The sequence below is a fragment of the Kordiimonas sp. genome (assembly GCF_048264555.1).
In the GTDB taxonomy this organism is placed as follows: Bacteria; Pseudomonadota; Alphaproteobacteria; order Sphingomonadales; family Kordiimonadaceae; genus Kordiimonas.
The window spans coordinates 985801-992490 of record NZ_JBLXCX010000002.1 but is presented as its reverse complement, the minus strand read 5'-3'; the positions used below and the strand labels follow the sequence as shown (position 1 = coordinate 992490).

The following is a 6690-nucleotide window of genomic DNA, read 5'->3' as shown; positions in this document are numbered from 1 at the left end:
GGAAGGTGGTCGTCACACGCCATTCTTCGCGAACTACCGTCCACAGTTCTACTTCCGTACCACGGACGTAACTGGCACGGTTGAGCTTCCAGAAGGCACAGAGATGGTTATGCCTGGCGATAACGTGAACCTGACTGTTGAGCTGATCGCTCCGATCGCTATGGACGAGGGTCTCCGCTTCGCTATCCGCGAAGGTGGTCGTACCGTCGGCGCCGGCGTCGTAGCCAAAATCATCGCTTAATGTAACGAAGGCGCCGGCTGGTCCGGCGCCGCTTTTAAGGTGTAAGATCAATGGAAGCGCAAAATATTCGCATCCGCCTGAAGGCATTTGACCACCGTGTGCTTGACCAAGCAACCGGTGAAATCGCCAGCACGGCTAAGCGTACGGGCGCTCTGGTGCGCGGTCCTATTCCGCTGCCTACCAGGATCGAAAAGTTCACGGTACTTCGTGGTCCCCACATTGACAAGAAGTCCCGCGAACAGTTCGAAATGCGTACCCACAAACGCTTGCTCGACATCGTTGACCCAACTCCGCAGACCGTAGACGCGCTGATGAAGCTCGACCTCGCTGCTGGTGTTGACGTTGAAATCAAACTGCAAGGATAAGACCATGCGTACAGGTTTGATTGCAAAGAAACTTGGTATGACCCGCGTATTTAACGACGCCGGTCACCACGTGCCAGTAACAGTTCTGCAGCTCGACGGCTGTCAGGTTGTTGCTCAGCGCACAGTAGAGAAAGACGGTTACACCGCCCTCCAGCTTGGTGCGGGTGCCCGTAAAGTGAAAAACGTTTCCAAGGCACAGCGCGGCCACTTCGCTAAAGCTCAGGTTGAGCCAAAAGCGAAAGTAGCTGAGTTTCGTGTAGCCGAGGACGCGCTTGTAGAAGTTGGTGCAGAGCTCACCGCAGACCATTTCCTCGTAGGCCAGCGCGTTGACGTTGTTGGTACATCGAAGGGTAAAGGTTTTGCTGGTGCGATGAAGCGTCACAACTTCGGTGGTCTGCGTGCATCGCACGGTGTGTCCATCTCCCACCGTTCACACGGTTCTACGGGTCAGTGTCAAGACCCTGGCCGCGTGTTCAAGGGCAAGAAGATGGCCGGTCACCTCGGTGACGTTCGCAAGACGGTACAAAGCGTTGAAATCATTGAAACGCGGGTTGAAGACGGTCTCATCCTCGTTAAAGGCGGTATCCCAGGCTCGAAAGAGGGTTGGGTACTGATCTCTGACGCTGCGAAGAAAGTCGCTCCGGAAGGTTTGCCGATGCCGGCAGCGTTCCGCGCACCTGCGCAAGCAGACGCTCCTGTAGAAGCACCGGCTGAAACGCCTGCTGAAACAGAAGCCGCTGCAGAAGGTAACGAGGAATAAGCGTCATGAAGACCGACGTCCTTACACTTGACGCCAAAAAAGCTGGTGACATCGAACTCGATGATGCCATCTTCGGCGTAACTGCACGTGCAGACATCCTGCACCGTGTAGTAAACTGGCAGCTCGCAAAGCGCCGTGCTGGTACTCACGCTGTGAAGTTCCGCTCGGACATCGCTCGCACCGGTAAGAAGTTCGGCCGCCAAAAAGGTGGTGGTGGTGCCCGTCACGGTAACCGCCGTTCGAACATCTTCGTTGGTGGTGGTCGCGCCTTTGGCCCGATCCCGCGCGATCATGGTTTCGACCTGCCGAAGAAAGTTCGCAAGCTTGGCCTGAAAACGGCTCTGTCCGCTAAAGTAGCAGACGGCAAGCTCATCATTGTTGATGTTGCGGAACTGAAAGAAGGCAAAACGAAAGAGTTGAAGGTGAAGCTTGAGAAGCTCGGCCTTGCAAACGCGCTCTTCGTTGATGGCGCTGAAGTGAATGAAAACTTCAAGCGTGCCGTCTCGAACATTCCTAACGTTGACATTCTGCCAAGCCAAGGTGCTAACGTGTACGACATTCTCCGTCGCGACACGCTGGTTCTGACCAAAGCTGCAGTTGCTAAACTCGAGGAGAGGCTCAAATGACCGCGATCAAGCATTATGACGTGATCAAGAGCCCAGTAATCACCGAGAAGGCAACACTCGGCTCTGAAAATAACCAGGTAACCTTCAAAGTAGCGATCGACGCGACCAAGCCGGAAATCAAAGCGGCTGTGGAAGCACTCTTCGACGTGAAAGTGAAGAAAGTCAACACGCTCCGCCAAGAAGGCAAAGTGAAGCGTTTCCGTGGTGTAAACGGCCGTCGTGCTGAATACAAAAAAGCCATGGTTACTCTTGCCGAAGGCAGCAGCATTGACGTGACGACGGGGGTTTAACCGATGGCACTCAAGCAATATAAACCGGTGACCCCAGCTCAGCGTGGCCTCGTTCTTGTTGACCGTGAAGGTCTGCACAAGGGCAAGCCAGTAAAAGCGCTGACCGAAGGTCTTACCAAATCCGGCGGTCGCAACAACCATGGCCGTATCACCTCGCGTCGTCGCGGTGGTGGTCATAAGCGTACCTACCGGATAATCGACTTCAAGCGCACAAAATGGGATGTATCTGCAACTGTGGAACGCCTCGAGTACGATCCAAACCGGACCGCATTCATCGCGCTGATTAAATATGAAGACGGTGAACTGGCTTACATCCTTGCACCACAGCGTCTCGCTCCTGGCGACACGGTGATTGCTGGTGAAAAGGTTGACGTAAAGCCAGGTAACGTAATGCCGCTCGCTAACATGCCAATCGGTACCATTATCCACAACGTGGAGATGAAAGCCGGTAAAGGTGGTCAGATGGCTCGTTCTGCTGGTGCATACGCTCAGCTGATCGGTCGTGACCGCGGTTACGCGCAGCTTCGTCTGTCTTCGGGTGAAGTCCGTCTCGTTCGTGGCGAATGTGTTGCCACTGTGGGCGCGGTATCAAACCCAGACAACCAAAACATCAAGCTCGCTAAAGCGGGCCGGAACCGCTGGCTCGGTCGTCGTCCAAGCGTTCGTGGCGTTGCCATGAACCCTGTCGATCACCCGCACGGTGGTGGTGAAGGTCGGACCTCAGGTGGTCGTCACCCAGTGACGCCATGGGGTAAGCCTACCAAAGGTAAGAAGACTCGGTCCAACAAAGGTACCGATAAGCTTATCATCCGGTCGCGCCACGAGCGCAAGAAACGCTAAGGAGTCCTGAATATGGCACGCTCTGTATGGAAAGGCCCTTTCGTTGACATGCACCTTCTCAAGAAGGTGGAAGCGGCTATGGAAAGCGGTAAAACTTCGGCAATCATCCAGACTTGGTCACGTCGTTCGACCATTCTGCCGAATTTCGTTGGGCTGACCTTCAATGTCTACAATGGGCAAAAGTTCATTCCTGTCTACGTGACGGAAGACATGGTTGGTCACAAGCTCGGTGAATTCGCTCCGACACGGACCTACTACGGTCACGCTGCGGACAAGAAAGCGAAGAGGAAGTAACTGTGGGTAAGCAATCTGCAAAACGCCGTTTGGCGGATAATGAAGCAGTAGCGACCGCTACCATGCTTCGCGGCTCGCCCCAGAAACTGAATCTGGTGGCTGCTAGCATTCGCGGTATGAAAGTGGAAAAAGCTCTGGCTAGCCTGAGCTTCAACCGCCGCCGTAGCGCGATTGAGGTGAAGAAAGTTCTGCAGTCTGCAGTCGCAAACGCAGAAAACAACCATAACCTGGACGTCGACAGCCTTGTCGTGGCCGAAGCAACTGTGGGTAAGGCGCTCGTTATGAAACGCTTCCGCGCCCGTGCTCGTGGTCGTGTTGGCAAGATCGTCAAGCCGTTCAGCCGTCTGCGCATCGTTGTGCGCGAAGTAGAGGAGACTGCATAATGGGTCAGAAAGTAAGTCCCGTTGGTCTGCGCCTGGGTGTAAACCGCACCTGGGACTCGCGCTGGTATGCCGAAGGCGATGACTATGGCACGCTGTTGCACGAAGACCTGAAGATCCGCAAGTTCGTGATGAAGGAACTGTCACAAGCTGGCATTTCCAAAGTGATCATCGAGCGTCCGGCTAAAAAATGCCGTGTGACCATTTACTCGGCTCGTCCGGGTGTGATCATCGGTAAAAAAGGCGCCGACATTGAGAAGCTCCGCCGTAAAGTTGCAAACTTTACGAGCTCTGACGTGAGCCTGAACATTGTCGAAGTCCGTAAGCCGGAAGTTGACGCGAAACTGATCGCTGACAACATCGCACAGCAGCTCGAGCGTCGTGTTGCGTTCCGTCGCGCTATGAAGCGCGCGGTACAAAGCGCAATTCGCCTTGGTGCCGGTGGTATCCGTATCAACTGTGCTGGCCGTCTTGGTGGCGCAGAGATCGCACGGACCGAATGGTACCGCGAAGGCCGCGTGCCGCTGCACACTCTTCGTGCAGACATCGACTATGGTGTCTCCGAAGCCCTGACCGCATACGGTATTTGCGGCATCAAGGTTTGGGTGTTCAAAGGCGAGATCATGGAACACGATCCAATGGCTCACGAACGTCGTGCAAACGAAGTTCAAAGCCAAGGTGGTCCGTCCCGCCGTTAGGCCGGACGGTAAGTGATAGGAGCGACATAAAATGTTGCAACCGAAACGTACGAAGTTCCGTAAGGCCCACAAAGGCCGTATCCATGGCAATGCCAAGGGCGGAACCGATCTTAACTTTGGTCAGTTTGGTCTTAAAGCGACCGCGCCTGGCCGTGTAACTGCTCGCCAAATCGAGGCGGCTCGTCGTGCCATGAACCGTCACATGAAGCGGTCTGGTAAAGTGTGGATCCGGATTTTCCCGGATGTGCCTGTGACAGCCAAGCCTGCCGAGGTTCGGATGGGTAAAGGTAAAGGCTCTGTTGATCGTTGGGTGTGCAAGGTAAAACCTGGCCGCATCATGTTTGAGATCGACGGTGTCTCTGAAGAACTGGCGCGTGGTGCGTTCGAGCGTGCAGCTGCAAAGCTGGCCGTTGGTACTCGCATCGTGCAACGGATGCACTAAGAGCTAACGGAGAAGAAAGATGAAGGCAGCTGATATTCGTGCCAAGTCGCAAGATGAGCTCCGTCAAGAGCTCGAGAACCTGAAAAAAGAGCAGCTCAACCTGCGTTTTCAGGCGGCTTCCGGCCAATTGGAAAACACGGCTCGTGTTCGTGAGATCCGCCGCGATGTGGCCCGGATCAAAACGATCCTGAGCCAGTCGGCTGAGGCGTAAGGAGTAAACCCATGCCAAAGCGTATTCTGCAAGGAACTGTGGTCAGCAACAAAGGCGATAAAACCGTTGTTGTGAATGTTGAACGTCGCATCAAGCATCCTTTGCTTGACAAAATTATTCGACGCTCTAAGAAGTACCACGCTCACGATGAGAGCAACACTATTCAGGTTGGGGAGACAGTCCGTATTGAGGAATGTCGTCCTATTTCTAAACTGAAGACCTGGCGCGTAGTTGGCGGTGAGGCTTAGGCCTCACCTTCTTGCTATTCGTCGGTAATAACAAAGGGTGTAACCCATGATTCAGATGCAAACCAACCTCGACGTGGCCGATAACTCCGGGGCCAAGAGGGTGCAGTGCATTAAAGTGCTTGGTGGTTCCAAGCGCAAAACTGCTGGAGTAGGCGACATTATTGTCGTCTCCGTAAAGGAAGCGATCCCACGGGGTCGTGTGAAGAAAGGTGACGTGCACCGCGCTGTCATCGTTCGTACTGCTAAAGAAGTGCGTCGTCAGGATGGTACTGCCATTCGTTTCGACCGCAACGCAGCAGTGCTTGTTAACAAAAACCACGAACCAATCGGCACCCGTATCTTTGGTCCGGTTGTTCGTGAACTGCGTGCAAAGAAGCATATGAAGATCATCTCGCTTGCACCGGAGGTACTATAAATGGCCGCGAAACTGAAAAAAGGTGACAAGGTCGTTGTGGTTGCCGGTAAAGACAAAGGCAAGCGCGGCGAAATCACGTCTGTACTGCCAAGCGAAGGCCGTGCGTTTGTTTCAGGTGTTAACCTGATCAAGAAGCACAACCGCCCGACGCAAACCAGTGCAGGTGGTATCGAGACGAAGGAAGCAGCAATTCAGCTCTCCAATCTTATGATTGAAGACCCGAAAGATGGCGCGCCTACTCGTGTTGGTTTCAAAACACTCGAAGACGGTCGCAAGGTTCGCTTTGCGAAGAAGTCCGGGGAGGTGATTGATGGCTAAAGCAACTAAGGCTCTGCCACGTCTTCGTAGCGTTTACGAAGAAAAAGTTCGTGCTTCCATGCAGGAGCAGTTCGGCTACAAAAACCCGATGCAGGTTCCAAAACTGGACAAAGTTGTCATCAACGTTGGTGTTGGTGAAGCTGTTCAGGACAAGAAAAAGATCGACAAGGTAGTAGAAGAAATCGCTGCTATCTCTGGTCAGAAGCCTGTTGTTACGATCGCTCGCAAGTCTATCGCTGGCTTTAAGCTTCGCGAAGGCATGCCAATCGGCGTGAAAGTAACGCTGCGCTCTGAGCGTATGTACGAGTTTCTTGACCGGCTGATCACCATTGCACTGCCACGCGTACGTGACTTCCAGGGCGTTAACCCGAAGTCATTCGACGGTCGCGGCAACTACGCAATGGGCCTGAAGGAACAAATCGTCTTCCCGGAAATCAACTATGATCAAATCGATCAGGTTCGCGGGATGGACATTATCATCTGCACCACGGCTCAGACCGACGATGAAGCGCGTGCGCTTCTGACCGGTTTTGACATGCCGTTCAAAAAGTAACGGCAGCCG

14 protein-coding genes and 1 pseudogene are annotated in these 6690 nt (G+C 53.9%); all 15 read left to right on the top strand.

Annotated features, from left to right (window positions below):
- Positions 1 to 241, top strand: a pseudogene (gene tuf / locus ACN0XZ_RS09865) (elongation factor Tu); the annotation flags it as partial.
- 50 nt (positions 242 to 291) lie between these two features.
- Positions 292 to 606: a 30S ribosomal protein S10 gene (rpsJ, locus tag ACN0XZ_RS09860; RefSeq protein WP_020401309.1), complete on the top strand. Its 315-nt coding sequence runs from the start codon at positions 292 to 294 to the stop codon at positions 604 to 606.
- Positions 607 to 610: 4 nt separating this feature from the next.
- Positions 611 to 1366, top strand: a complete 756-nt coding sequence (rplC, locus tag ACN0XZ_RS09855) for a 50S ribosomal protein L3 (protein WP_417457562.1) — start codon at positions 611 to 613, stop codon at positions 1364 to 1366.
- A 5-nt stretch (positions 1367 to 1371) separates the two neighbouring features.
- Complete coding sequence (gene rplD / locus ACN0XZ_RS09850) at positions 1372 to 1992, top strand: 50S ribosomal protein L4 (protein ID WP_417457561.1); 621 nt, start codon at positions 1372 to 1374, stop codon at positions 1990 to 1992.
- On the top strand, positions 1989 to 2282 hold the full coding sequence (locus tag ACN0XZ_RS09845; protein ID WP_417457560.1) for a 50S ribosomal protein L23: 294 nt from the start codon (positions 1989 to 1991) through the stop codon (positions 2280 to 2282). Before rplD ends, ACN0XZ_RS09845 begins: the two co-directional genes overlap by 4 nt.
- A 3-nt stretch (positions 2283 to 2285) precedes the next feature.
- Positions 2286 to 3122: a 50S ribosomal protein L2 gene (rplB, locus tag ACN0XZ_RS09840; RefSeq protein ID WP_417457559.1), complete on the top strand. Its 837-nt coding sequence runs from the start codon at positions 2286 to 2288 to the stop codon at positions 3120 to 3122.
- A 12-nt stretch (positions 3123 to 3134) separates the two neighbouring features.
- Positions 3135 to 3416 (top strand): 30S ribosomal protein S19, encoded by a 282-nt coding sequence (gene rpsS, locus ACN0XZ_RS09835; RefSeq protein WP_262691196.1) that lies wholly within the window; start codon positions 3135 to 3137, stop codon positions 3414 to 3416.
- Between the two features lie 2 nt (positions 3417 to 3418).
- Positions 3419 to 3799, top strand: a complete 381-nt coding sequence (gene rplV, locus ACN0XZ_RS09830; RefSeq protein WP_417457558.1) for a 50S ribosomal protein L22 — start codon at positions 3419 to 3421, stop codon at positions 3797 to 3799.
- Positions 3799 to 4494 (top strand): 30S ribosomal protein S3, encoded by a 696-nt coding sequence (rpsC, locus tag ACN0XZ_RS09825; RefSeq protein ID WP_417457557.1) that lies wholly within the window; start codon positions 3799 to 3801, stop codon positions 4492 to 4494. Before rplV ends, rpsC begins: the two co-directional genes overlap by 1 nt.
- 31 nt (positions 4495 to 4525) lie before the next feature.
- Entirely contained in the window at positions 4526 to 4936 is a 411-nt protein-coding gene (gene rplP, locus ACN0XZ_RS09820; RefSeq protein WP_417457556.1) for a 50S ribosomal protein L16, read from the top strand.
- A gap of 19 nt (positions 4937 to 4955) precedes the next feature.
- Complete coding sequence (rpmC, locus tag ACN0XZ_RS09815; protein ID WP_417457555.1) at positions 4956 to 5147, top strand: 50S ribosomal protein L29; 192 nt, start codon at positions 4956 to 4958, stop codon at positions 5145 to 5147.
- 11 nt (positions 5148 to 5158) lie between these two features.
- Complete coding sequence (gene rpsQ / locus ACN0XZ_RS09810) at positions 5159 to 5395, top strand: 30S ribosomal protein S17 (protein ID WP_417457554.1); 237 nt, start codon at positions 5159 to 5161, stop codon at positions 5393 to 5395.
- Positions 5396 to 5441: 46 nt separating this feature from the next.
- A complete protein-coding gene (gene rplN / locus ACN0XZ_RS09805; RefSeq protein WP_262691201.1) occupies positions 5442 to 5810 on the top strand; it encodes a 50S ribosomal protein L14 in 369 nt (122 codons plus the stop codon).
- Positions 5811 to 6128, top strand: coding sequence for a 50S ribosomal protein L24 (gene rplX, locus ACN0XZ_RS09800; protein WP_417457553.1), 318 nt, complete (start codon positions 5811 to 5813; stop codon positions 6126 to 6128). It abuts the gene before it with no gap.
- Complete coding sequence (gene rplE / locus ACN0XZ_RS09795) at positions 6121 to 6681, top strand: 50S ribosomal protein L5 (protein WP_417457552.1); 561 nt, start codon at positions 6121 to 6123, stop codon at positions 6679 to 6681. The genes rplX and rplE overlap by 8 nt, the downstream gene beginning before the upstream one ends.
- Positions 6682 to 6690: the final 9 nt, after the last annotated feature.